Genomic DNA, 22,112 nt, shown 5'->3' with positions numbered 1-22,112 from the left:
GCGAGCGGCGTCGGCGGGGTAGGGGCTCCGTCCCGATCCGTGCGCGGCGAGGACCAGCACCGTCTCCGCGGCCGTCCATCCCTGCGACGCGAGCGCCTCCGCAAGGACGGTGACGGCGAGCGTACCCGTGTCGGGCAGGAGCCCGAATGGCGTCAGGATGCGCAGGCCGGGCGCCCCAGCCTCCGAGAGGCGCCGGGGCAGCAGGCTGCGGATGAACCAGCCGTCCGCCATGAAGAGCGGAAAGACAAGCGGCTCGTCCGCACCCTGAAGCGCCGCGCGGAGCGCGTCGGGCTCGGCCAGGGTCGCGGAGCGGACCAACCATCCGGGCAGGTGACCGGCGACGCGGGTCGCGAGCGCATGCATCTCCGCCTCGGGCGGTCCGGGGTCGGACGGCTGGCCATGGGCGACGATGAGGAGAGCGCGGGTCATGGGCCGAGCCTAGCCGAAGCACGGACGGGCGCAATCACTCCTGCGCAAGCGCAACCGATTTCACGATGACGTGGCAGGACACGCCGGGCGCGAGGCCGAGCGCCTCGGCCGAGCGCCGGGTGATCCGGGCGCGCAGCCGCGCCGCGCCGCAGCGCAGGACGACATCGGCGGAAGCCGGCCCGGCGGGTGCGAGGGTTTCGACCGTCGCGGGCAGGATGTTGAGCGCGCTGATGCCCTGGGGCCGGTCACGGGCGATCATCACCTCGCGCGCGCGGATGAAGAGCCGGACGGCTGCGCCCGGGCGACCGAGCGGTTCTGGCGTAAGGATCGTGCCGCCGGAAAAGGCGATCTCGCACAGTCCGTCCGCCGTCATGCCCGTGACCGTCGCCGTCAGGAGGCTTCCCGGCTCCGTCCCCTCGCGCGCGGCGACATCAGTCGCTGCGAGGATATCGGCCGTGGGACCGAAGCCCGTCACGCGGCCCGCGGCAAGCGTCAACATCTGGCCGGAGAGCCGCGCGACCTCGGCCGTGGAATGCGTGACGTAGAGGATCGGCACCTGAGCAACGTCGCGCAATCGCTCGATAAACGGAAGAATTTCCTGCCTGCGAGCCTGATCGAGTGCGGAGAGGGGCTCGTCCATCAGGATCAGCCGGGGGGCCGTCAGGAGCGCGCGTGCCAGCGCCACGCGCTGCGCCTCGCCACCCGAGAGCGTTTCCGGGCGTCGCGCCGAAAGCGGGGCGAGCCCGAAACGCTCGATCATCGCCTCCACCGCCCCCGGCGGCCGCGCGCGGCGGGCGGCGTAGGCGAGGTTGCCGCGCACGTCGAGATGCGGGAAGAGCCGGGGTTGCTGGAACACCGAGGCGACGCGGCGGCGGTGCGGGGGAACGAAGCGCCGGCCGTCCTCCCAGACCTCGTGGCCGAAGGCGACGCGGCCGGCGCCGCGCTCGAAGCCGGCGATGATGCGCAGGAGCGTGGACTTCCCGGCACCGCTCGGCCCGAAGATCGCGGTCACCCCGGAAAGGGGAATCGTCCGGTCGATTTCCAGCGTGAAACCGGCGTGCCTTGACCGGATGTCGAGGCGGAGATCGGTCATGCGCGCCCCCGGTCCCTGGCGTTAAGGACGTAGAGCGCAAGAAGAATCAGGAACGAGAGCGCCAGGAGAATCCCGGAAAGGAGATGGGCGGACACATAGTCCAGCGTCTCGACCTCCTCGTAGATGGCGATGGAGATGACGCGGGTCTGTCCGGGGATGTTGCCGCCGACCATCAGGACCACGCCGAACTCGCCGAGCGTGTGTGCGAAGGTGAGGACCGCCGCCGTGAGATAACCCCTGATCGCGAGGGGTGCGGCGACCGTCAGGAAGGCGTCGAGCGGCCCCGCCCCAAGGCTCGCCGCCGCCTCCAGCGGCGCGCGACCGAGGGTGGTGAAGGCCGATTGCAGTGGCTGCACGGTGAAGGGAAGCGAGTAGAGGAGCGAGGCGAGGACAAGGCCGGCGAAGGAGAAGGTCAGTGTCTGGCCGGTGAGCGACACCCAGAAGGAACCCAGGGGCGCCGTCGGGTTGAAGACGAGGAGAAGGTAGAAGCCGAGCACCGTCGGCGGCAGGACGAGCGGCAACGCCGTCACCGCCTCCACCGCCGGGGCGAGGCGGGACCGGGTGCGGGCGAGCCACCAGGCCAGTGGCGTCCCGAGCACGAGAAGGAGGGCGGTAACGACCGCCGCGAGCCTCAGCGTCAGCCAGAGCGGTGCGAGGTCAGCCGTCATTCGCCTGCGACATATCCGAACCGCTCGATCACCGGGCGGGCGGCACCGGACCTGAGGTAGTCGAGGAAGGCGCGGGCCGCGGCATTGTCCTTTCCATGCGTGAGCAGGATCGCATCCTGCCGGATCGGCGCGTGATGATCCGCGGGCACCGGCCAGGAGGCGCCACCGGCATCGACAATGCCGGAGGCCGCGACGAAGCCGAGGTCGGCCGCGCCCGAGGCGACGAGCGTCTGGGTCTGGCCGATGTTCTCGCCCGTCACCACCATGTCGAGCACGTCCTGAACCTGCATGAAATCAATCGTTTCCATGGCGGCCTTTCCATAGGGCGCGAGGTCTGGGTTGGCAATCGCGACATGGGTCGCGGCGCGGAGCGCCGCCACGGGATCGGACAGGTCCGCAGCGGGATCGGAGGACCAGAGGACGAGCTGCCCCGTCGCATAGGTGAAGCCGGTTGTCGCATCGGCATGCCCTGCGGCGGCAAGCCGCTCGGGCGTCGCGGTGTCGGCCGAGAGGAAGGCGTCGAAGGGTGCGCCGGCCTCGACCTGGGCGGCGAGCTTCGCCGTGGCCGCCGCCGTCACGGCGATCTCGTGGCCCGATGCCACCTTGAAGTCGGCGGCAAGCACCTCGGCCACCGGGCGGAAGTTCGTGGCCACGGCGATGAGCGCGGTTTCCGCGCGGGTGGCGGTGGCGGCGAGAAGGAGAACGAGAACAGGAAGCAGGCGCATGGGACATCCGTTATATCTCGGCGGAGAGAACGGCAGAATCGCGCGGTTGGCAAGCGCTATTTCCGCTCGGACATATCGGCGAGGGCCTCCAGCTCCGCGATCTCCTCGGCCATGGACGCCGCGCCCGTCACCTGCATCCGGCGGTAGAGCGCGAGGACGCGCGCTCCGGCCTCGGTCAGTTCCGCGCCGCCATGGCCCGCGCCGCCGCGGCTCGCGCGCACGAGCGGGTCGCGGAACATTGCGTTCATGTTCTCGACCAGTCCCCAGGCGCGCTTGTAGCTCATCCCCATCCTGCGCCCGGCGGCCGAGATGGAGCCGGTGGCCGCGATGCCTTCCAGCAGGTCCGCCTTGCCCGGGCCGAGCCAGTCGCCGCGGCCGCCCATGACGAGGCGGATCTTCAGGCTGGAACGGGGCGGGGGCACTGCCATGGTCTTTCGAATCCTCGGGGACTTCGACAGGATAGGCGCCGGCCAACGGAAAAAGGAAGTCGCCATGCGGAACGTCACGGTCGCGGTCACTCAGTTCGCCCCTGGCTGGGACCTTCCAGCCAACCTCGACCGGGCAGAGGCGCTGGTGCGTCGCGCGGCGGGCGAGGGGGCACAGGTGATCCTTCTGCAGGAGCTTTTCGCCACGCCCTATTTCTGTATCACCGAGGAGCCGCGACACCTCGCGCTGGCGGCGCCCATGGAGGGCCACCCGGTCGTCGCCCGCTTTGCGGCGCTTGCGCGCGAGCTGGGGGTCGTGCTGCCCGTCTCGGTCTTCGAACGCGCGGGCGAGGCGCATTTCAACTCTGTCGCCATGGTCGATCGGGACGGGTCGATCCTAGGTACCTACCGCAAGAGCCACATCCCGCAAGGCCCTGGCTACGAAGAGAAATTCTATTTCACGCCCGGCGACACCGGGTTCCGCGTCTGGGACACGGCCTTCGGCCGGATCGGGGTGGCCATCTGCTGGGACCAGTGGTTCCCGGAGGCGGCGCGCGCCATGGCGCTCCAGGGGGCCGAGATGCTTCTCTACCCGACCGCGATCGGGTCGGAGCCGCCCGCGCCGGACTACGACAGCCAGCCGCACTGGGAAACGGTCATGCGCGGCCACGCGGCTGCGAACATCCTGCCGGTCGCGGCATCGAACCGGATCGGCCGCGAGGTGCAGCAGGGGCGCGAGGTCACCTTCTACGGCACTTCCTTCGTTGCCGACCAGACCGGAGGGATCGTCACGCAGGCCGACCGCGTGTCGGAGGACGTCCGGCTTGCAAGCTTCGACCTCGACGCCATCCGCGACCTTCGGCGCAGCTGGGGCCTTTTCCGGGACCGGCGGCCGGAGCTTTACGGGTCGCTGGGGGGCTTTGGCTGAAGCGGAGGAGGCCGGCGGCCGGGCCAGTCGGTGGCACGATGGTAGGCCTCGCCCATGCCAAGGATCGCGGCATCGGCGCCCGTCGGGCCGAACAACTGGAGCCCCGTCGGCAGGCCCGCGCCCGAAAACCCCGCGGGCAGCGCGAGGCACGGCAGGCCCGCGAGGCTGACGGGCACAACCACCTCCATCCAGCGGTGATAGGTGTCCATCTTCCGCCCGGCGATCTCGGCGGGCCAGCGCCATTCGACCGGGAAGGGCCAGACCTGCGCCGCCGGCAGGGCCAGCGCGTCGAACCGGGCAAAGACCCTCGCCGCGCGGGCGTACCAGCGCGAGCGGGTGACGCTCGCCGTATAGAACTCCGCCATGGTGACGGAGGCGCCCTGATCGATCTCCCAGAGTGTCTCGGGTTTCGTCAGCGCCCGCTTCGCCGGATCGGCCGCCATGTCGCGCTTGGCGCCGGCGTTCAGTCCGGCGCGGAGCGTGACCCAGGCCGACCAGAGCGCCTCGGCCGGGAAGGGTGGGGCAATCGGCTCGACAATCGCGCCGAGCGTCTCGAAGACCTTCAGCGCCGCCTCGCAGGTCTCGACAATTCCCGGCTCCATCACATAGGCGCCGCCCCAGTCGCCGAGCCAGCCGATCCGCCTTCCCTTCAGGTCGCCGCCGAAGCGCGCGGCGAAATCCTCGGCAGGCCGGCCGAAGGGCGCCTCGGGGTTGGGCCCGGCGAGCACGGAGAGGAGAAGCGCGAGGTCGCCCGGCGTGCGCGCCATCGGACCCTCGGTTGCAAGCGTGGCCAGGAATGTGTCGCCATCCGCGTCCTGCGGCACGAGGCCCCAGGAGGGGCGGAAGCCGTATACGTTGCAGAAGGCGGCGGGATTCCTCAGTGACCCCATCATGTCCGACCCGTCGGCGACGGGCACCATCCGCGCCGCCAGCGCCGCTGCCGCGCCGCCCGAAGATCCGCCCGCGCTTCGGGTCAGGTCATAGGGGTTCCGCGTCGCGCCGAAGACCGGGTTGAACGTGTGCGATCCGTGGCCCCACTCCGGCGTGTTGGTCTTGCCGATCAGGATCGCCCCTGCCGCCCGCATCCGCGCCGCCAAGAGGTCGTCCGCCACCGGGACATGGCCGGCATGGAGGGGCGAGCCGAAGGTCGTGCGCATCCCCTTCGTCGCCACGAGATCCTTGACCGCGACGGGCAGACCCCAGAGCGGTCCGCCAGGACCTGCCCGGTCCGCCGCCTCGGCCTCGGCCAGAAGCTCCTCGCGGGGCCGCAGCGTGACGATGGCGTTGAGGGCGGGGTTCGTCGCCTCGATCCGGTCAAGGAAGGCCGCCACGACCTCGCGCGCGGCGAGGCGGCCGCCCCGCAGCGCCCGCGCAAGCTCGCAGGCCGGAAGGCTGGTCACGTCCATGCGTCGAGGCTTCTTCGTGTCGCAAACACCCTGGTCAAGCCGGGGGGCAATGCCCCCCGGCGGCGCGGGCGCGCGAGCGCCCGGAACCTCACTTCTGCAGCTCGGTCCAGATCGCCGTGTAGTATTCCTGCGCCTTCGGCGAGCAGGTCGGCAGGAACTTGCCCGCGGCCTTGAACTCCTCGGGCACGACGATCTCGGGCGCCGTCTTCATGTCCTCGGGCATGAAGGCGTCGGAACCGGCGATCCCGTTGGCATAGCGCGCGAAGGCCGAGATCAGCGCCGCGTTCTCCGGCACCATGATGAAGTCGAGGAACTTGTAGGCTTCCTCGACGTTCTTGGCGTCCTTCAGGAGCATCACCTGGTCCATCCACAGCGGATAGCCTTCCTTCGGATAGCCGTAGACGACATCGGGGTTGGCGAGCCGCGCGCGGAAGATCGCGCCGTTCCAGTAGACCGAGGCCATGACGTCGTTCGCCGCCATCTTCTCGGTCATGCCGTAGTCCATCGACTGCCACTTGGGCTTCGCTTCCAGAAGCTTGTCGCGGACTTTCTTCAGCACCTCGGTATCCTCGGTGCAGGGCTCGCCGCCCATGTACATGATGGCGAGCGACAGCACGTCGTTCATCTCGGGCGTGACGTTGACCTTGCCGACGAGTTCCTCCGGCGGGTCCATGAAGATGGCCGAGGTGTTGATGTCGCCCGAATACGCGGTCTTGTTCACGGCGACCCCGGTCGAGCCCCACTGCCACGGGATCGAGAACTTGCGGCCCGGATCGTAGGCGACGTCCATCCATTCGGGCGCGATGTTGCCGTGGTTGGAGAACTTCGTCAGGTCCAGTTCCTGCGCGAGGCCCTTCTCCACGTAGATCTGCACGTAGTTCGCCGAGGGCACCACGAGGTCGAAGCCGGCGCCGCCGGCCTCGATCTTGGCGAGCGCGGTGTCATTCGAATCGTAGTCGGTGATCGTGACCTTGATCCCGGTCTCCGCCTCGAACTTCTTGATCAATTCGGGGTTCGTGTAGTCTCCCCAGTTGAAGAGCTGGAGCTCGCCTTCGGCAAAGGCCGCGCCGGCCGTGCCGAGGAGCAGGGCGAGGGCGGAAAGGTGGATCTTCATGGTGGTCTCCCTGGTTCAGTGGTTTTTCATGACTTCTTCCGCGTGAGCAGGAAGAAGGTGGTCAGGAGCGCGACCGTCAGGCACAGGAGCACCGTCGAGATCGCGTTCACCTCGCCCGTCACCTGGCGTCGGATCTGGCCGAGGAGGTAGGTCGGCAGCGTATCCTGCCCCGCCGATTTGACAAAGAGCGTGATGACCACGTCGTCGAGCGAGGTCACGAAGGCGAGCATGAAGCCCGCGAGGATGCCGGGCGCCATCAGCGGCAGCGTCACGTAGCGGAAGGTGCGCCAGTGCGTGGCATAGAGATCCGCGGCGGCCGTCTCGAGCGTCATGTCCATCCCTTCGAGCCGGGCGCGAATCGGCAGGTAGGCGAAGGGAATGCAGAAGGCGGTGTGGGCGAGGATCAGATAGCCGAGCCCCTGGTAACCCGTCGCCACCTTGATCGTGGCGAAGAAGATCAGAAGTGCCACCGCCGTGACGATCTCCGGCACCATCAGGGGCTGGTTGATGGCGACATAGACGGCGGTCTGGCCGCGGAAGGGCTTCTTCCGCGTGGTGGCGAGCGCCACCATGGTCGCGGCGATGGTGGCCACCGTGGCCGCCGTGGTCGCGATGATCAGCGAACGCAACGTCGCGTCCTTCACCTGCGCGTTGGCCCAGGCGCGTTCGTACCAGCGCAGCGAGGTGCCTTCCCAGATCGCGATCGAATCGCCGGCATTGAAGGAATTGACGACGAGCATGGCGATGGGCGCGTAGAGCGCCACGAAGACGGCGATCGCGATGCCGTTGAACCCCGGCAGGCGGGTGACGGTGAAGGTGCCCCTAGCCATGCCCGCCCTCCCGGTTCGCGAACTTCACGTAGACGAGAAGAGCCGCCGTCACGATGAGAAGGAGCACGACGGAAAGCGCGGCGCCGAGAGGCCAGTTGCGCCCCTGTCCGAACTGCAGCTCGATGAAATTGCCGATCATCATGTTGCGCCCGCCACCGAGGATGCGCGGGGTGACATAGGCGCCGAGCGAGGGGATGAAGACCAGGATGGAACCCGCGACGATCCCCGGCTTCACGATCGGGAAGATGATCCGTCTCAGCACCGCCATCCGGCTTGCATAGAGGTCATAGCCCGCCTCCAGAAGCCGGTGGTCGAAGCGGTCGATGGCGGCATAAAGCGGCAGCACCATCAGCGGCAGGTAGACATAGGTCATGCCGATGAACACCGCCGTGTCGGTGTAGAGCAGGTTCAGTGGCGTCGAGATGATCCCGACCTTCAGGAGGATCGTGTTCAGCAGGCCTTCCGTCCGGATGATCTGGTTGATCGCGAAGGTGCGGATCAGGAGGTTGGTCCAGAACGGAATGGTGATGAGGAAGAGCCAGAAGGGCCGCCAGCGCGGCGGCTGCGTGGCGATGAACCAGGCTGTGGGGAAGCCCACGACGAAGGTGAAGACCGTGGTCAGGAACGAGAGCTTCACCGAGCGCCAGAAGATCGTCAGATGTGCGTCCGCAAGCTTCAGCGTCTCGTCGAAGATGTCCTTTGTGAAGATGATTCCGCGCCAGGCGTCGGTGGAGAAGATCCATTCGACGTTGCCGTACTTGCCCGGTGTCAGGAAGGAATAGACGACCATGATGAACAGGGGCCCGATGGCCCCGATCGCGAGGAGGAAGAGCGCGGGCAGGCTGAGAAGCCAGCTGCGCCGCACCTGATCTCGCTCGCGTCGGGCTTCGGCGAGGCTCATCTCAGTCCTCCAGCACCTGGACCGCCGCCGGCGGGAAGCTCACGCCGAGGACGGCGCCCGGCTTCGGCCCGCCGCTGCCGTCGGGGTCGGTCTGCTGGCGGACGACGATCTCCGTCCCGTCGATCAGCTTCAGGTGGACGTGGCTGTCGGTGCCGAAATAGATCGCATGGCTGACCGTTCCCGAAAGTGCCCCGGCCATGCCCTGCGGGACGAGCCGCATGTGCTCGGGCCGGATCGCGATCGTGACATCGCCGTCCGCGGCGGGGCGGGAAAGGGGAACCTCGACGCCGCCGCCGAAGACCGCCTTGCCGCCGCGCACCCGGGCCGAAAGGAAGTTGGTCTCGCCGATGAAGTCGGCGACGAAGCGGTTCGTCGGATGGGCGTAGATCTCGCGCGGGGTGCCGATCTGGAGGATGCGGCCGCCGGACATGACGCCGATCCGGTCGGACATCGTCAGCGCCTCTTCCTGGTCATGCGTCACGAAGACGAAGGTGATGCCGGTTTCCAGTTGCAGCCGCTTCAGTTCGCCCTGCATCTCCTTCCTGAGCTTGAGGTCGAGCGCCGACAGGGGCTCGTCGAGGAGAAGCACCTTCGGCCGCGGCGCGAGCGCGCGTGCCAGCGCCACGCGCTGCTGCTGGCCGCCCGAAAGCTGCGAAGTCTTGCGCCCGGCCAACTGGTCGAGCTTCACCAATGCCAGCATCTCGGCCGTCCGCGCCGCGACCTCGCCCTTCGGACGGCCGAGCATCTCGAGCCCGAACGCCACGTTCTGGGCGACCGTGAGGTGGGGAAAGAGCGCGTAGCTCTGGAAGACGGTGTTCACCGGGCGGCGGTTCGGCGGCAACTCCGACACGTCCTCGCCGTCGATCAGGATCGCGCCCGAGGTCGTACTGTCGAAGCCCGCGATGAGCCTGAGGAGCGTGGTCTTGCCGCAACCCGACGGGCCAAGGAGCGTGAAGAACTCACCCTTGCGGATCGCCACGGACACGGTATCGAGCGCGCGAACCGCCGTCTCGCCCTGGCCGAATTCCTTCACCGCGCTGCGTGCCTCGACGGCAGGGGCCTCGGTCACGTTATTATTCCTTCCCTGCTGGTCGCCATTGTTTGATCATTTTTGGGCCGGCGCCATCGTTCGGCCTGATCGTCGGCCAAGCTGACATTTGCTGTCAAACGATTCCTCCACTTCCTTCGCGGCGGAGCGGGGTGCCTTCGGCATGATCAAACCCGGACTGACCGGCGGCCGACGCGGTCACGGTCGGTCCAGCAAAGGCCGTCTTGTCGCCCAGGGCGCGACCGCCTCAACCTCGGCCGAAAGCGCGATCAATTCCTCGTCCGCGCCAAAGCGGGCGGCGAGATGGACGCCCAAGGGAAGGCCATCGCCGGTCCAGTGCAGCGGCAGCGAGACGGCGGGCTGGCCCGAGGCGTTGAAGGCGGCGCAGAATGGCGAGTAGTCGAAGACCATCCCCGGACCCATGCGGTAATCCTCGTAGCCGATGCCGGCGTGGGCAAAGCGCCCGACCTCGGCCGTCGGCTCGGCGAGCGTCGCCGTCAGGAGGATGTCCCAGTCCTGGAAGAACGCCGCCATCTCGCGCCCGTAGGCATGGATCTTGCCGACCGCGTCGAGATAGTCGGCGCCCGAGATCCCCTTTGCGTAGGCGATGGCGGAGCGGGCCACGTCCTCCACGTCCCCCGGCGCAAGGTCCCGGCCCTTCGCGGCCAGCGCCCTGCGGACGGAAAGGGCCGTGCCGCAGCCGACGATCTTTGTCCAGGCGGCCATCATGCCCCTTGTGTCGGCTGCGGGACGGGCAGGCTCCACCCGGTGGCCGAGGCTTTCGAGAACCCGCGCCGCAGAATGGACCGCCGCGCGACAGTCGGCATGGATCATCGTGCCGGTCAGCGTCGTGTCGCAAAGCGCGATCCGCATGCGGCGCGGCGGGCGGGCGATGGCGGCGACATGCCCCTCGCCGAGGGGCGGTGCCCAGTAGGGCGCGCCGAGGTCGGCGCCCGCGCAGGCGTCGAGAAGGACCGCGGTATCGCGGACCGACCGGGTCAGGAAGCCGTCGATCGCCATGCCCGCCCAGCCTTCGCCCGCGTAGGGGCCGTCGGGCAGGCGCGCGCGGGTGGGCTTCATCCCGAAGAGGCCGCAGGAGGCGGCGGGGATGCGCACCGACCCGCCCCCGTCCGACCCATGCGCCGCCGGCACGATCCGCGCCGCGACCGCCGCGCCGGACCCGCCGGACGAGCCGCCCGGCGTGCGGTCCGTGTTCCAGGGATTGCGCGTCGGGCCGCCATAGACGGCGGCCTCGGTCGCCGGCCCCACCCCGCCCTCGGGCGAGGTGGTGCGTCCGAAGGTGACGACGCCCGTGGCGCGGATACGCTCGAAGATCGCGCTGTCGCGGCCGTAGGTCGTATTCGCCAGAAGCCGCGAGCCATTGTGCGAGGGGAAATCCACCGCCTCGCAGCCGAGGTCCTTGATCAGGAACGGCACGCCCTTCAGGGGGCCCTCAGGCAGGCCCGCCGCGATGGCGGCGCGAGCCTTTTCCTCCTGCACGAGCACCACGGCATTGAGTGCGGGATTGCGTGCGGCGACCCGCGCCAGCGCCTCGTCCAGAAGCTCGGCAGGCGACACGCTGCCCTTCGCAACCTCCGCGGCCATCGCCACAGCGTCCCAGTCGTCGTATTCCGCGATCATCGGCCCCTCCCGGCGCATCCCGGGCCAGATAGCCACGCGCAGACGGGTTTCGTCCAGACCCGCCCTTGCGGCCACAGGTGCGCGTCACTAAGACAAGGGTAAGGTTCGAGGCATAAGCATTTCACCCGGGAACAGCGACAGGCGGACGACGATGAAAGACCCTTATGACATCTACATGAACACGCTCGTGCCGATGGTCGTCGAACAGACCTCGCGCGGGGAACGGGCCTATGACATCTATTCGCGCCTCCTGAAGGAGCGGATCATCTTCCTCGCCGGCCCCGTGCATGACGGCATGTCGACGCTGATCTGCGCCCAGCTCCTGTTTCTCGAGGCGGAGAACCCCTCGAAGGAAATCGCGATGTACATCAACTCGCCGGGCGGGGTGGTGACGAGCGGTCTCTCCATCTACGACACGATGCAGTACATCCGGCCGAAGGTCTCCACGCTTGTCATCGGCCAGGCGGCCTCGATGGGCTCGCTCCTCCTCACGGCGGGCGAGAAGGGAATGCGCTTTTCGCTCCCGAACAGCCGGATCATGGTGCACCAGCCCTCGGGCGGCTACCAGGGCCAGGCGACGGACATCATGATCCATGCGCAGGAGACGCAGAAGCTGAAGGACCGTCTGAACGAGATCTACCACAGGCACACCGGCCAGCCGATCAAGAAGGTGGAGGCGGCGCTGGAGCGTGACAACTTCATGTCGCCAGAGGATGCGAAGGACTGGGGTCTCATCGACGAGATCCTCTCGGCGCGGCCGGGCGAAGAGAAGAAGGCGTGATGCCGGGCGCCCGCAAGCGTGAACGCGCGGCGGGCAATTTGGCATTGTGGTGACGGAGGGGCTGCCCTAATCTTGTCGAAAAGGGCAGCCACAACGATCCGACGGATTTGCGAACGGGCCGCAGAGGGTGACGATGGCGACAAACCAAGGCAGCGACAGCAAGAACACGCTCTACTGCTCGTTCTGCGGAAAGAGCCAGCATGAGGTCAGGAAGCTGATCGCCGGTCCGACCGTGTTCATCTGCGATGAGTGCGTCGAGCTTTGCATGGACATTATCCGGGAGGAGACGAAGACCACCGGCCTGAAATCCACCGACGGCGTGCCCACGCCGCGCGACATCTGCAAGGTGCTCGACGATTACGTCATCGGCCAGGAACACGCCAAGCGCGTGCTGTCGGTCGCGGTCCACAACCACTACAAGCGGCTCAATCACGCCTCGAAATCCGCCGACATCGAGCTGTCGAAGTCGAACATCCTGCTGATCGGCCCGACCGGCTGCGGCAAGACGCTTCTGGCGCAGACGCTGGCCCGCATCCTCGACGTGCCCTTCACGATGGCCGACGCGACGACGCTGACCGAGGCGGGCTATGTCGGCGAGGATGTGGAAAACATCATCCTGAAGCTGTTGCAGGCCTCCGAATACAACGTCGAGCGCGCGCAGCGCGGCATCGTCTATATCGACGAGGTCGACAAGATCACCCGCAAGTCCGACAACCCCTCGATCACGCGGGACGTCTCGGGCGAGGGCGTGCAGCAGGCGCTTCTGAAGATCATGGAGGGCACGGTTGCCTCCGTGCCGCCGCAGGGGGGGCGCAAGCATCCGCAGCAGGAATTCCTGCAGGTGGACACGACCAACATCCTCTTCATCTGCGGCGGCGCCTTTGCCGGGCTCGAGCGCATCATCGCGCAGCGCGGCAAGGGCAGCGCCATCGGCTTCGGCGCCGAGGTGAAGGATCCCGATTCGCGCGGCGCCGGCGAACTCTTCGGCGAGCTTGAACCGGAGGATCTGCTGAAGTTCGGGCTGATCCCGGAATTCGTAGGCCGCCTGCCGGTCATCGCCACGCTGACCGACCTTGACGAGGATGCGCTGGTCACGATCCTCACCCAGCCGAAGAACGCGCTGGTAAAGCAGTACCAGCGGCTTTTCGACCTCGAGGATGTGAAACTGACCTTCACCGCCGACGCGCTGACGGCCATCGCCAAGCGCGCGATCAAGCGCAAGACCGGCGCGCGGGGTCTCAGGTCGATCATGGAGGACATCCTGCTGGACACGATGTTCGAACTGCCCGGCCTGACCTCGGTCGAGGAAGTCGTGGTGAACGAGGAGGCGGTGGACAACGGCGCCAAGCCGCTTCTCATCCACGCCGACACCAAGAAGAGCGAAAAGACCGCAACGGCGGGATAAGTAGCTGCCAGGAAGGCAGTGCGATGCCCTCCGCAGGTCTCATGGAGCGTCTCCGCACATGAATACGCTGATCCGCGTTCTTGCCTTGGCGCTTGTTCCGCTTGCCTTGTGGTCGATCTTTCAGGGGACCCCTCAGATCATCCTCGCACTGATGTCGCCGGACGATCCCAGGCAGGTTTCGCACGGATACGCCGAACGATTGTTCGATGGTGTTCTTCCCTTCGACGAAGTCCTGAGCAGCCGATATTCCGCTTCTGCGCCGGAGGAGAGCTGCCAGCATGTCTTCGTACGCCTCGGCGTGAATGCGCCGTCCGCCCCGCCGCGCGCAGCCCTGCGGCACAACCGCGATCTTCGCTTCGGCGGACTGTGGCGGCCGACGCCTTTGGCCTTCGCGGACACGGCGGCCCTTGAACCGGTCGAGCGCTGCGTCGCCTATGTCGGGCGGTCGCTCTCTGCCGAGATAGGACGGGTACTGAGGGAGCCGGGGGCGCAGTATTACCGCGATCTCACGGACGGGACGCTGCACCTCTACGCCCCTGCGGCGCGTCTCGCCGGTCGGGTGCGTATCGCTTCGGAAGGGCGGCCGTAACCGCCCTCTCCTCTGGACCTCGCCGGCACCTGCGCTATAAGGGGGCAGCAATGCCCGGAGGTCGCCCATGAATTTTCTGCTTCGCCTGCTGACCTGGTGGAACAGCCAGACGCTCGGCACCCAGATATTCACCTGGCGCAGGGGCGTGAAGGTGGGCGAGGACGACCAGGGCAACGTCTTCTACCAGACCCGCGACGGCAAGCGGCGCTGGGTCATCTACAACGGCGAATCCGAGGCCTCGCGCGTCAGCCCGGACTGGCATGGGTGGCTGCATTTCACCTGGGATCAGCCGCCGACGAAGGCCGCGCTGAAGCACAGGGCGTGGGAAAAGCCGCATCAGGAAAACCTGACCGGCACCGCGCTCGCCTATGCGCCGGCAGGCTCGCTCCGTCAGGCCCGCCCGGCCGAGCGGCGCGACTACGAGGCCTGGAGCCCGGAATAGGAAGCCCGACGGACATGGCAGAGAGCGTCACAGAGGTTCTGACCGGCGCGGGCGTGCTGGCCGCGGCGGTCGGGTTTCTCGTCTATGCGTCGGGCGGCGAGGGGCTTACCCGCGCGACCGACAGCTACGAGCTGATGGCGAGCTTCCGTTCGGTCGAGGGGATAACCGTCGGCACCGACGTGCGCATGGCGGGCGTCAAGGTCGGCACCGTCACCGACCTCGCGCTCAATCCCAAGACCTTCTTCGCCGATGCCAAGGTGACGGTGCGGAACGGCGTCGCCGTCCCCGATGACAGCACCATCGTCATCGCCTCCGAGGGCCTTCTCGGCGGCGCCTTCGTGGAGATACTTCCCGGCGGCAGCCCCTCCGATCTCGCGCCGGGGGCGGAGATCGAGGACACGCAGGGTGCCGTCAGCGTGATCGCTCTCCTGATGAAGTTCGTGGGCGCGGCAGCGGGCGACGCCCCCGAGACGCCGGCACCATGAGGCATGTCCTGGCGCTCGTCCTCGCGCTCGCGGGTGCGGGCGCGGCGGCGGACGAGGTCGCGAGCGCACCGGGCGCCCTTCTGAGGGCGCTGGACAAGGTGTCGGGCGAGACGACCGACCTCGAGGTGGCGATGGGAGCGACCGTGCCCTTCGGGCGCCTTGCCGTGACGCTGTCGGATTGCCGCTACCCGGTCGCGGACCCTTCGGCGAACGCCTATGCGCACCTGACCATCACCGACACCGCGACCGGGGCCGCGGTATTCGACGGCTGGATGGTCGCGGCAAGCCCCGCGCTCTCGGCGCTCGACGACCCGCGCTACGACGTATGGGTCATCCGCTGCAGGAGCGAGTGAGGGTCGGGCACCTCCGGCAAGGTGAAGTCGGCCTCCCGCGCCAGAGCCGCCCTGAGCTGCGCGTGATAGGCGGCGCGCGGAATCTCGATGGCACCGAGCGAGGCGAGGTGGGGCGTCAGGAACTGCGTATCGAAGAGCGTGAATCCCGCCTGCCTGAGCCGGTCCACCAGATAGGCCAGCGCGATCTTCGACGCATCGGTTCGCAAGGAGAACATGCTTTCGCCGAAGAAGGCGGCACCCAGCGTCACGCCGAAGACGCCGCCGGTCAGGTCGCCCTCCTGCCAGACCTCGAGCGTGTGCGCGTGGCCCATTGCGTGCAGCCGGTCGTAGACCGCGAGAAGGGGCGCGTTGATCCAGGTTTCGGGACGAGACGCGCAGGATCGGACGACAGCCGAAAAGGCACTGTCTGTTCGAATTGTGTAATTCTCTTGGCGGATGGCCCGGGCAAGGGACCGGGAAATGTGGAAACTTTCCAGCGGGAAGATGCCCCGCCGGCGCGGATCGACCCAGTGGAGGTGCGACTCGTCGCGCGACTCCGCCATGGGAAATATCCCCCTGGCATAGCCCGCGAGCATCATCTCGGGGGTCAGCATGGCCGCAAGGGCAGCCGGCTCACCCGAACGTGCGCGCGAGCCACTTTTCGAGCCAGTGGATCGAATAGTTGCCGGTCTGGATGTCCTCTTCCGCGAGAAGGGCGTGGAAGAGCGGGATGGTGGTGTCCACCCCGTCCACGATGAGCTCGCTCAAGGCGCGCTTCAGCCGCATCAGCGCTTCCGGCCGGTCGCGACCGTGGACGATCAGCTTGCCGATGAGGCTGTCGTAGTAGGGCGGGATGGTATAGCCGTCATAAAGCGCCGAATCCATCCGCACACCCAGCCCGCCCGGCGCGTGGTAATGCGTGATCTTGCCAGGGCAGGGCGAGAAGTTCGGAAGCTTCTCGGCGTTGATCCGGACCTCGATGGCATGGCCGTTGATGACGAGGTCATCCTGCGTGAACGACAGCGGATAGCCGTCCGCCACACGGATCTGCTCGCGCACGAGATCGACGCCGAAGATCGCTTCGGTCACCGGATGCTCCACCTGCAGCCGTGTGTTCATCTCGATGAAGTAGAATTCGCCGTCCTCGAAGAGGAACTCGATGGTGCCCGCGCCGATGTAGTTGATCTTCGCCACCGCTTCCGCGCAGATACGCCCGATCTCGGCGCGCTTCTGCGGCGTGATGACGGGGCCGGGAGCCTCCTCGAAGACCTTCTGGTGGCGGCGCTGGAGCGAACAGTCGCGCTCGCCCAGATGGACGGCATGGCCCTTGCCGTCGCCGAACACCTGGATCTCGATGTGGCGCGGCTTCTGGAGGTATTTCTCCAGATAGACCTCGTCGTTGCCGAAGGCCGCCTTGGCCTCGGCCCGGGCGGTGCGGAAGGCGATCTCGATTGCCGCCTCGTCCTCGGCGACCTTCATGCCGCGTCCGCCGCCGCCGGCGGTGGCCTTGATGATCACGGGGTAGCCGATTTCCAGCGCGACACGCTTTGCGGCCGCCAGGTCCGGCACGCCGCCGTCCGACCCCGGCACGACCGGAATGCCGAGCGACTTTGCCGTTTCCTTGGCGGTGATCTTGTCGCCCATGATCCGGATGTGTTCCGCGGTCGGACCGATGAAGGCGATCCCGTGATCCTCCAGCGCCTGCACGAAGGTGGCGTTCTCGCTCAGGAACCCGTAGCCGGGGTGGATCGCCTGTGCTCCGGTGATCTCGCAGGCGGAGATGATCGCGGGAATGGAAAGGTAGCTTTGGGCCGAGGGGTTCGGGCCGATGCAGACCGACTCGTCGGCCATGCGCACGTGCATGGCGTCCGCATCCGCGGTGGAATGCACCGCGACGGAGCGGATGCCCATCTCGCGGCAGGCGCGGATCACGCGGAGCGCGATCTCGCCCCGGTTCGCGACGAGGATTTTCTCGAACATCCGCGCCCTCACTCGATGATGAGAAGCGGCGCGCCGTATTCGACGGGGCTGCCATCCTCGACGAGGATGCGCCGGACGGTCCCGCCCCGCGGCGCGGGAATGTGGTTCATCGTCTTCATCGCCTCGATGATGAGGAGCGTCTGGCCCTCCTTCACCTGCGCGCCGACGGTGACGAAGGCTTCGGCCCCCGGCTCCGGCGAAAGATAGGCGGTCCCCACCATGGGCGAGGTCACGGCGCCGGGGTGGCTCGCCGGGTCGGCTGCCGCGCCGGCGGGCGAAGCGGCGGGCGCCGCCGGGGCAGGGGCCGCCGGGGCCGCCGGGGCCGCGGTGGCGGGCGCCGCCGCGACGGCCGCGTATTTCGACACCTTCACGTTCAGGCTGTCATGTTCGCCGTATTCGCGCTTGACCGAAAGCTCGGCCAGTTCGCTGCGGTTCAGGAGGTCCGCCAGCGCTTCTATGAAGGCGACGTCGCTGTCGTGCGTGGGTTTTGTCATCGATATCCTCGACCGGTCCTGTCCTGTGGCCCGTCTTTTCCCGCGGACCTTGGCTCGCCCGTGCTTATACGCATTCGGCGGGGGGGAGGAAAGCGCCACTTTCCCGCAGGCATCCCCCACACGGCGCCGCGGCAGCCGGAGGCGGCACAAAAATTTATCAATTGATAAAAAAATGATTCGCTGGCAGCCTTCCGACAACGAGAGAACCAGGGGGAGGCCGCGTTGACCATGAACCAGCTCACGCCGGGCGTCGTCGCCGGACGACTGGGGCCGGGGGACTATGCCCGGAACTTCGCCGACATCGCCCCCCGCTTCGATGCGCACGAGGCGCGGGTGGCTGCAGATCGCTGCTATTTCTGCCACGACGCGCCCTGCATGACGGCATGTCCGACGACGATCGACATCCCGCTCTTCATCCGCCAGATCGCCACCGGCACGCCCGAGGCCGCGGCGAAGACGATCTTCTCGCAGAACATCCTTGGCGGCATGTGCGCCCGCGTCTGTCCGACCGAGCAGCTTTGCGAGGAGGTCTGCGTGCGCGAGGTGGCGGAGGGCAAGCCGGTGGAGATCGGACGGCTCCAGCGCTACGCCACCGACAGCCTGATGGAGAAGGGCGTGCATCCCTTCACCCGCGGCAAGCCGACGGGCAAGCGCGTCGCAGTCGTCGGCGCCGGCCCTGCCGGGCTGGCCGCCGCGCACCGGCTGGCCATGAAGGGCCATGAGGTCGTCATCTACGACGCGCGCCCCAAGGCGGGCGGGCTGAACGAATACGGGATCGCCAGCTACAAGGCGCCGGACGGCTTCGCCCAGGCCGAGGTCGACTGGCTCATGAAGATCGGCGGGATCGCCGTGGAAAAGGGCAAGGCGCTCGGCCAGGGCCTGACGCTCGACAGGCTGAAGGCGGGGCATGACGCGGTGGTTCTCGCCATCGGGCTCAGGGGTGTGAACGCGCTCCGCGCCGAGGGCGAGGGACTCGCCAATGTCGTCGACGCCGTGGATTTCATCGCGGAGCTGCGGCAGGCGGAAGACAAGTCGAAGCTCGCCATCGGCCGCGACGTGGTGGTGATCGGCGGCGGAATGACGGCGGTCGACGCGGCGGTGCAGTCGAGACTCCTCGGCGCCGAGAATGTCACCATCGTCTACCGCCGCGACCAGTCGCAGATGAGCGCCTCGGCCGACGAGCAGGAACATGCGACCTCGGTCGGCGTCCGCATCATCCACAACGCCGCCCCTGTCCGCGTCATCGGCACCGGCGCGGTGGCGGAGGTGGAGTTCGCCTATACGGAAAACATGCCCGGCGGGCTGAAGACCACCGGCCAGACCTTCCGGCTGAAGGCCGACCAGGTGATGAAGGCCATCGGCCAGACGCTTCTCGGCGCGCCCGAGGGGTTGAAGATCGAGGGCGGCAAGATCGCCGTCAGCGGCGCCGGCCGCACCTCGGTCCCCGGTGTGTGGGCAGCGGGCGACTGCGCGGCGGGGGGCGAGGACCTGACCGTGACCGCCGTCGCCGAGGGCCGCGACGCGGCGGAAGACATTCACGCGAGCCTGATGGGGCAGGCGGGCTGATGCCCGCCCTACGGAGGAACCGACATGGCTGACCTGACCACCACCTTCATCGGCATCAAATCCCCGAACCCGTTCTGGCTCGCCTCGGCGCCGCCGACCGACAAGGAATACAACGTCCGCCGCGCCTATGAGGCCGGATGGGGCGGGGTCGTCTGGAAGACGCTCGGCTCCGAAGGCCCGCCCATCGTCAACGTCAACGGGCCGCGCTACGGCGCGATCTGGGGGGCGGACCGGCGGCTGCTGGGGCTGAACAACATCGAGCTCATCACCGACCGGCCGCTGGAGGTGAACCTGCGCGAGATCAAGCAGGTCAAGCGCGACTACAGGGACCGGGCGCTGGTGATTTCCCTGATGGTGCCCTGCGACGAGGAGTCCTGGAAGGCGATCCTGAAGGCCATCGAGGATACCGAGGCCGACGGGGTGGAACTGAACTTCGGCTGCCCGCACGGGATGAGCGAGCGCGGCATGGGCTCGGCCGTGGGCCAGGTGCCGGAATATATCGAGATGGTGACGCGCTGGGTGAAGCAGCATTCCCGCATGCCCTGCATCGTCAAGCTGACGCCCAACATCACCGATGTGCGGAAGCCCGCCGAGGCCGCGAAGCGCGGCGGCGCGGATGCGGTCAGCCTCATCAACACCATCAACTCGATCACATCCGTCAACCTCGACAGCTTCGCGCCGGAACCGACGATCGACGGCAAGGGTGCCCATGGCGGCTATTGCGGCCCGGCGGTGAAGCCGATCGCGCTCAGCATGGTGTCGGAAATCGCCCGCCACGCCGAGACCCGCGGCCTGCCCATTTCCGGCATCGGCGGCGTCACCACCTGGCGCGACGCGGCGGAGTTCATGGCGCTTGGCGCGGGCAACGTGCAGGTCTGCACGGCGGCGATGACCTATGGCTTCAAGATCGTGCAGGAGATGATCTCGGGCCTGTCGCAATACATGGACGAGAAGGGGTTCACCGCCACCTCCGAACTCGTCGGCCGGGCCGTGCCGAACGTCACCGACTGGAACCAGCTCAACCTCAACTACGTCACGAAGGCGCAGATCGACCAGGATCTCTGCATCAAGTGCGGCCGCTGCTACGCCGCCTGCGAGGACACCAGCCACCAGGCGATCTGGATGAAGGAGGGCCGCGTCTTCGAGGTGAACGATGCCGAATGCGTCGCCTGCAATCTCTGCATCGACGTCTGCCCGGTCGAGAACTGCATCACCATGCGCCCCCTCGCCAAGGGCGAGGTCGATCCGCGCACCGGCAAGACCGTGGGCGACTACGCCAACTGGACGACGCACCCCAACAACCCGATGGCGCAGGCGGCGGAATAGGCCGGTCTTGCCCGGAGCCGTCCCGAGGGGCATCCTGCGGGACGGAGGGGGCGGTGATGCAGGCTCTTAACGTTACGCGGTGGCCCCTCGTCTTCGTCGTTCTCGGCGCGGGCGGGGCAGCGATCGTGCTTGCTTGTTCGACCTTCAACCTCTTCATGTTCGCGATGGCGAACCTCGCCTTCATCGAGCGTGAGGGGTGGGAGGCGATCCGCCACGGCGCGCTCTGGCAATTGGGGGAGCTTGGCCTAAGCGGCGCCATCGCGCTGGCAAGCTGGCTTTGCTTCAAGCTGTTCGAGGGCGAGTTGATCGCCCGCTACCGCAGATGGGCCGAAAAGCCGCGTTAGGGCTGCAGCAGCTTGCGGAAAAGCGTGTCGAGGAATCTGTCGGCCTCGGCATAGGGATCGTGGCCCGGCCCGAGGACCGCGCGCACCTGGACGTCGAAATCGGCGTAGTGCTGGGTCAGCGCCCAGATCGAGAAGATCAGGTGATGCGGCGGCAGGTCGGCGATGCGGCCCTCGGCCGCCCAGCGGCTGAGCACGGCCGCCTTCTCGTCCACGAGTCCCTTCAGTTCGCCGGTCAGCGCGTCCATCATCCGCGGCGCGCCCTGCAGGACCTCGTTGGCGAAGAGCCGGCTCTCGCGCGGGAAGTCGCGGCTGAGGTCGAGCTTGCGGTGGACGTAGCCCATGATCTCGCTGACCGGGTCGCCCTCCGGGTCGAGCTTGCGCAGGGGATCGAGCCAGGCGTGCATCATCCCCGAGAGGAGCGTGACGTGGATCGCCTCCTTCGACGGGAAGTAATAGAGGAGGTTCGGCTTCGACAGCCCCGCGACCTCGGCGATCTGGTCGAGCGTGGCGCCGCGGAAGCCGTATTGCGAGAAGACCTCGAGCGCGGCATCGAGGATGGTCTGGCGGTTCCTCGCCTGGATCCGCGTCAGCGGCCGGTCGGTCCGGTCGTCGTCGTCCACCGATCATCCTCCCCGTTTCCCGTTCCTGCTAGCCCGAGGGGGGCGGGGGGTCAAACGGCAAATCAGGCCATGGGCGCCGGTCCTCCCGCCCGGTGCCCGGCCTCAGGCCCGTTCGGCTGCAACGGCCACCGTGCCGAGCGTGCCAGCGTCGGAAACGCGGTCGGGAATGCGCAGGAAGTCCGGCAGGACGACCTGCGGCTTCTCGACCCGGAGCATGAAGTAGGCCCGGCGTCCCTCGGCGAAGTCGCGGTAGATCCAGGACCCCTTCGTCCCCGCCCAGAGCCGCGCGAGCCGCCGCGTCCCGAGGGGAAAGCGCGCGTCGATCTCGCGCAGGCGCCGATCGTTGTCGCAGTCGAGCCCGGCGAGGATCGCGGCCGTTATGTCCGTCACCGCCGGTGGCGCGAAGCCGGTGAGCGAAAGATCCTGCGCAATCCCCGCGCGCTCGGCCTCCGGCGGCATCCGTGGCGGGGTGAAATCGGCCATCAGGAACTGACCGCCCGGCCGCATCACCCGGAAGACCTCGGAGAAGAAGGCCGCGCG

General features: G+C 67.8%; 26 protein-coding genes. 10 read left to right on the top strand and 16 right to left on the bottom strand.

Going from position 1 to position 22,112, the window contains the following annotated elements:
* The 5 genes from ACMUOO_RS10740 to ACMUOO_RS10720 form a co-directional block, all read right to left on the bottom strand.
* A partial coding sequence (locus ACMUOO_RS10740) for a sirohydrochlorin chelatase (protein WP_413855205.1) occupies positions 1–429 on the bottom strand: 429 nt, incomplete at its 3' end.
* Between the two features lie 34 nt (positions 430–463).
* Positions 464–1,522 carry a molybdenum ABC transporter ATP-binding protein gene (gene modC / locus ACMUOO_RS10735; RefSeq protein WP_301918964.1) on the bottom strand — a complete coding sequence of 353 codons (1,059 nt, stop codon included), beginning with the start codon at positions 1,520–1,522 and terminating at the stop codon, positions 464–466.
* Entirely contained in the window at positions 1,519–2,190 is a 672-nt protein-coding gene (gene modB, locus ACMUOO_RS10730; protein WP_301918963.1) for a molybdate ABC transporter permease subunit, read from the bottom strand. The genes modC and modB overlap by 4 nt, the downstream gene beginning before the upstream one ends.
* Complete coding sequence (gene modA, locus ACMUOO_RS10725) at positions 2,187–2,915, bottom strand: molybdate ABC transporter substrate-binding protein (RefSeq protein ID WP_301918962.1); 729 nt, start codon at positions 2,913–2,915, stop codon at positions 2,187–2,189. The genes modB and modA overlap by 4 nt, the downstream gene beginning before the upstream one ends.
* 56 nt (positions 2,916–2,971) lie before the next feature.
* Positions 2,972–3,343 (bottom strand): winged helix-turn-helix domain-containing protein, encoded by a 372-nt coding sequence (locus ACMUOO_RS10720; protein ID WP_301918961.1) that lies wholly within the window; start codon positions 3,341–3,343, stop codon positions 2,972–2,974.
* Positions 3,344–3,407: 64 nt separating this feature from the next.
* Between ACMUOO_RS10720 and aguB the strand changes: the two genes are divergently transcribed.
* A complete protein-coding gene (gene aguB / locus ACMUOO_RS10715) occupies positions 3,408–4,268 on the top strand; it encodes an N-carbamoylputrescine amidase (RefSeq protein WP_301918960.1) in 861 nt (286 codons plus the stop codon).
* Here the strand turns inward: aguB and ACMUOO_RS10710 are convergent.
* The 6 genes from ACMUOO_RS10710 to ACMUOO_RS10685 all read right to left on the bottom strand — a co-directional run bounded on the left by ACMUOO_RS10710 (position 4,241) and on the right by ACMUOO_RS10685 (position 11,208).
* Positions 4,241–5,674, bottom strand: coding sequence for an amidase (locus ACMUOO_RS10710; RefSeq protein WP_301918959.1), 1,434 nt, complete (start codon positions 5,672–5,674; stop codon positions 4,241–4,243). The two genes, aguB and ACMUOO_RS10710, sit on opposite strands and share 28 nt — an antisense overlap.
* A gap of 88 nt (positions 5,675–5,762) precedes the next feature.
* Positions 5,763–6,788, bottom strand: a complete 1,026-nt coding sequence (locus ACMUOO_RS10705) for an extracellular solute-binding protein (protein ID WP_301918958.1) — start codon at positions 6,786–6,788, stop codon at positions 5,763–5,765.
* A 26-nt stretch (positions 6,789–6,814) separates the two neighbouring features.
* Positions 6,815–7,618 (bottom strand): ABC transporter permease, encoded by an 804-nt coding sequence (locus ACMUOO_RS10700; protein WP_301918957.1) that lies wholly within the window; start codon positions 7,616–7,618, stop codon positions 6,815–6,817.
* Entirely contained in the window at positions 7,611–8,519 is a 909-nt protein-coding gene (locus ACMUOO_RS10695; protein WP_301918956.1) for an ABC transporter permease, read from the bottom strand. The genes ACMUOO_RS10700 and ACMUOO_RS10695 overlap by 8 nt, the downstream gene beginning before the upstream one ends.
* A gap of 1 nt (position 8,520) precedes the next feature.
* Complete coding sequence (locus ACMUOO_RS10690; protein ID WP_301918955.1) at positions 8,521–9,588, bottom strand: ABC transporter ATP-binding protein; 1,068 nt, start codon at positions 9,586–9,588, stop codon at positions 8,521–8,523.
* Positions 9,589–9,765: 177 nt separating this feature from the next.
* Positions 9,766–11,208: an amidase gene (locus ACMUOO_RS10685; protein WP_301918954.1), complete on the bottom strand. Its 1,443-nt coding sequence runs from the start codon at positions 11,206–11,208 to the stop codon at positions 9,766–9,768.
* Between the two features lie 151 nt (positions 11,209–11,359).
* Here ACMUOO_RS10685 and ACMUOO_RS10680 point away from each other — a divergent pair, with 151 nt between their 5' ends.
* The 6 genes from ACMUOO_RS10680 (at position 11,360) to ACMUOO_RS10655 (ending at position 15,263) form a co-directional block, all read left to right on the top strand.
* Positions 11,360–11,989, top strand: coding sequence for an ATP-dependent Clp protease proteolytic subunit (locus tag ACMUOO_RS10680; RefSeq protein ID WP_301918953.1), 630 nt, complete (start codon positions 11,360–11,362; stop codon positions 11,987–11,989).
* Positions 11,990–12,122: 133 nt separating this feature from the next.
* The gene (gene clpX, locus ACMUOO_RS10675) at positions 12,123–13,394 is read left to right on the top strand and encodes an ATP-dependent Clp protease ATP-binding subunit ClpX (RefSeq protein WP_301918952.1); all 1,272 of its coding nucleotides are present in this window, start codon (positions 12,123–12,125) and stop codon (positions 13,392–13,394) included.
* 58 nt (positions 13,395–13,452) lie between these two features.
* Positions 13,453–13,983, top strand: a complete 531-nt coding sequence (locus tag ACMUOO_RS10670; protein ID WP_301918951.1) for a hypothetical protein — start codon at positions 13,453–13,455, stop codon at positions 13,981–13,983.
* Between the two features lie 67 nt (positions 13,984–14,050).
* A complete protein-coding gene (locus tag ACMUOO_RS10665; RefSeq protein ID WP_301918950.1) occupies positions 14,051–14,425 on the top strand; it encodes an NADH:ubiquinone oxidoreductase subunit NDUFA12 in 375 nt (124 codons plus the stop codon).
* A gap of 14 nt (positions 14,426–14,439) precedes the next feature.
* On the top strand, positions 14,440–14,910 hold the full coding sequence (gene mlaD, locus ACMUOO_RS10660; RefSeq protein WP_301918949.1) for an outer membrane lipid asymmetry maintenance protein MlaD: 471 nt from the start codon (positions 14,440–14,442) through the stop codon (positions 14,908–14,910).
* Entirely contained in the window at positions 14,907–15,263 is a 357-nt protein-coding gene (locus ACMUOO_RS10655) for a DUF2155 domain-containing protein (RefSeq protein ID WP_301918948.1), read from the top strand. Before mlaD ends, ACMUOO_RS10655 begins: the two co-directional genes overlap by 4 nt.
* Here the strand turns inward: ACMUOO_RS10655 and aat are convergent.
* From aat to accB, 3 genes are read right to left on the bottom strand one after another with little or no spacing between them, the layout of a single operon-like run.
* Positions 15,227–15,856 carry a leucyl/phenylalanyl-tRNA--protein transferase gene (aat, locus tag ACMUOO_RS10650; RefSeq protein ID WP_301918947.1) on the bottom strand — a complete coding sequence of 210 codons (630 nt, stop codon included), beginning with the start codon at positions 15,854–15,856 and terminating at the stop codon, positions 15,227–15,229. The two genes, ACMUOO_RS10655 and aat, sit on opposite strands and share 37 nt — an antisense overlap.
* A 19-nt stretch (positions 15,857–15,875) precedes the next feature.
* Positions 15,876–17,222, bottom strand: coding sequence for an acetyl-CoA carboxylase biotin carboxylase subunit (gene accC / locus ACMUOO_RS10645; protein ID WP_301918946.1), 1,347 nt, complete (start codon positions 17,220–17,222; stop codon positions 15,876–15,878).
* Positions 17,223–17,230: 8 nt separating this feature from the next.
* Complete coding sequence (gene accB, locus ACMUOO_RS10640; RefSeq protein ID WP_301918945.1) at positions 17,231–17,716, bottom strand: acetyl-CoA carboxylase biotin carboxyl carrier protein; 486 nt, start codon at positions 17,714–17,716, stop codon at positions 17,231–17,233.
* A 228-nt stretch (positions 17,717–17,944) separates the two neighbouring features.
* On the opposite strand from accB, the gene ACMUOO_RS10635 reads away from it, so the two are divergent.
* Genes ACMUOO_RS10635 through ACMUOO_RS10625 form a run of 3 tightly spaced genes read left to right on the top strand, consistent with a single transcriptional unit; the run spans position 17,945 to position 20,952 of the window.
* The gene (locus ACMUOO_RS10635; RefSeq protein WP_413855207.1) at positions 17,945–19,282 is read left to right on the top strand and encodes an NAD(P)-dependent oxidoreductase; all 1,338 of its coding nucleotides are present in this window, start codon (positions 17,945–17,947) and stop codon (positions 19,280–19,282) included.
* 24 nt (positions 19,283–19,306) lie between these two features.
* A complete protein-coding gene (gene preA, locus ACMUOO_RS10630; protein WP_413855197.1) occupies positions 19,307–20,608 on the top strand; it encodes an NAD-dependent dihydropyrimidine dehydrogenase subunit PreA in 1,302 nt (433 codons plus the stop codon).
* 53 nt (positions 20,609–20,661) lie between these two features.
* Positions 20,662–20,952, top strand: a complete 291-nt coding sequence (locus tag ACMUOO_RS10625; protein WP_301918943.1) for a hypothetical protein — start codon at positions 20,662–20,664, stop codon at positions 20,950–20,952.
* Here ACMUOO_RS10625 and ACMUOO_RS10620 read toward each other — a convergent pair.
* Together ACMUOO_RS10620 and ACMUOO_RS10615 are read right to left on the bottom strand one after the other, a co-directional pair.
* The gene (locus tag ACMUOO_RS10620; protein ID WP_301918942.1) at positions 20,949–21,572 is read right to left on the bottom strand and encodes a TetR family transcriptional regulator C-terminal domain-containing protein; all 624 of its coding nucleotides are present in this window, start codon (positions 21,570–21,572) and stop codon (positions 20,949–20,951) included. The genes ACMUOO_RS10625 and ACMUOO_RS10620 overlap by 4 nt on opposite strands.
* A 102-nt stretch (positions 21,573–21,674) precedes the next feature.
* Positions 21,675–22,112 (bottom strand): hypothetical protein (locus tag ACMUOO_RS10615; RefSeq protein WP_413855195.1); only part of this gene is annotated, 438 nt, incomplete at its 5' end.

Origin of the sequence: Albidovulum sp. (assembly GCF_041919395.1) — a bacterium.
Lineage (GTDB): Bacteria > Pseudomonadota > Alphaproteobacteria > Rhodobacterales > Rhodobacteraceae > Albidovulum.
Note: the sequence above shows the minus strand (reverse complement) of the source record. Positions and strands in the feature narration are given on the sequence as shown.

Excerpts from the sequence above, each read along its gene's own strand:
- clpX (WP_301918952.1), top strand. The coding sequence starts at position 12,123 with ATGGCGACAAACCAAGGCAGCGACAGCAAGAACACGCTCTACTGCTCG.
- mlaD (WP_301918949.1), top strand. The coding sequence starts at position 14,440 with ATGGCAGAGAGCGTCACAGAGGTTCTGACCGGCGCGGGCGTGCTGGCC.
- ACMUOO_RS10705 (WP_301918958.1), bottom strand. The coding sequence starts at position 6,788 with ATGAAGATCCACCTTTCCGCCCTCGCCCTGCTCCTCGGCACGGCCGGC.
- preA (WP_413855197.1), top strand. The coding sequence starts at position 19,307 with ATGGCTGACCTGACCACCACCTTCATCGGCATCAAATCCCCGAACCCG.
- modA (WP_301918962.1), bottom strand. The coding sequence starts at position 2,915 with ATGCGCCTGCTTCCTGTTCTCGTTCTCCTTCTCGCCGCCACCGCCACC.
- ACMUOO_RS10685 (WP_301918954.1), bottom strand. The coding sequence starts at position 11,208 with ATGATCGCGGAATACGACGACTGGGACGCTGTGGCGATGGCCGCGGAG.
- ACMUOO_RS10665 (WP_301918950.1), top strand. The coding sequence starts at position 14,051 with ATGAATTTTCTGCTTCGCCTGCTGACCTGGTGGAACAGCCAGACGCTC.
- modC (WP_301918964.1), bottom strand. The coding sequence starts at position 1,522 with ATGACCGATCTCCGCCTCGACATCCGGTCAAGGCACGCCGGTTTCACG.
- ACMUOO_RS10710 (WP_301918959.1), bottom strand. The coding sequence starts at position 5,674 with ATGGACGTGACCAGCCTTCCGGCCTGCGAGCTTGCGCGGGCGCTGCGG.
- ACMUOO_RS10655 (WP_301918948.1), top strand. The coding sequence starts at position 14,907 with ATGAGGCATGTCCTGGCGCTCGTCCTCGCGCTCGCGGGTGCGGGCGCG.
- aguB (WP_301918960.1), top strand. The coding sequence starts at position 3,408 with ATGCGGAACGTCACGGTCGCGGTCACTCAGTTCGCCCCTGGCTGGGAC.
- ACMUOO_RS10670 (WP_301918951.1), top strand. The coding sequence starts at position 13,453 with ATGAATACGCTGATCCGCGTTCTTGCCTTGGCGCTTGTTCCGCTTGCC.
- ACMUOO_RS10695 (WP_301918956.1), bottom strand. The coding sequence starts at position 8,519 with ATGAGCCTCGCCGAAGCCCGACGCGAGCGAGATCAGGTGCGGCGCAGC.
- ACMUOO_RS10635 (WP_413855207.1), top strand. The coding sequence starts at position 17,945 with ATGAACCAGCTCACGCCGGGCGTCGTCGCCGGACGACTGGGGCCGGGG.
- ACMUOO_RS10700 (WP_301918957.1), bottom strand. The coding sequence starts at position 7,618 with ATGGCTAGGGGCACCTTCACCGTCACCCGCCTGCCGGGGTTCAACGGC.
- aat (WP_301918947.1), bottom strand. The coding sequence starts at position 15,856 with ATGCTGACCCCCGAGATGATGCTCGCGGGCTATGCCAGGGGGATATTT.
- accC (WP_301918946.1), bottom strand. The coding sequence starts at position 17,222 with ATGTTCGAGAAAATCCTCGTCGCGAACCGGGGCGAGATCGCGCTCCGC.
- ACMUOO_RS10680 (WP_301918953.1), top strand. The coding sequence starts at position 11,360 with ATGAAAGACCCTTATGACATCTACATGAACACGCTCGTGCCGATGGTC.
- ACMUOO_RS10720 (WP_301918961.1), bottom strand. The coding sequence starts at position 3,343 with ATGGCAGTGCCCCCGCCCCGTTCCAGCCTGAAGATCCGCCTCGTCATG.
- accB (WP_301918945.1), bottom strand. The coding sequence starts at position 17,716 with ATGACAAAACCCACGCACGACAGCGACGTCGCCTTCATAGAAGCGCTG.
- modB (WP_301918963.1), bottom strand. The coding sequence starts at position 2,190 with ATGACGGCTGACCTCGCACCGCTCTGGCTGACGCTGAGGCTCGCGGCG.